At 63.3% G+C, this 251-nt stretch carries 1 protein-coding gene; it reads left to right on the plus strand.

All coding sequences use genetic code 11. The annotated features are described in order from the left end of the window. Positions 1-251, plus strand: a 251-nt coding sequence (locus tag EN852_RS41610; protein ID WP_189546688.1) for a hypothetical protein, incomplete at both ends; no start/stop codon positions are given.

Raw genomic sequence — 251 nt, forward strand, 5'->3', positions numbered from 1 at the left:
GTGTTCGGCAGGCCCGTCGATCTAAGCCACGTCACGCTTACCGGTGTTGCCGTGGCCGTAACCTCGCTCGTGCTGGCCTTGGCCGGATTGCTGATTTTCGCGGCGCTGCTGGCGCTTCTGGGCCTGCGGGCGTTGCAGCGCCTCGATGACAACGACCAGCCGGAAAACACTTCGATCGCGCCAAAGGATCTGGACAGGATTCTTGCCCGCGAGGACCTCGCCGCCCAAAACCATCTGACGGCGATCTCGAC

Source organism: Mesorhizobium sp. M2E.F.Ca.ET.209.01.1.1 (genome assembly GCF_004010375.2).
Lineage (GTDB): Bacteria > Pseudomonadota > Alphaproteobacteria > Rhizobiales > Rhizobiaceae > Mesorhizobium.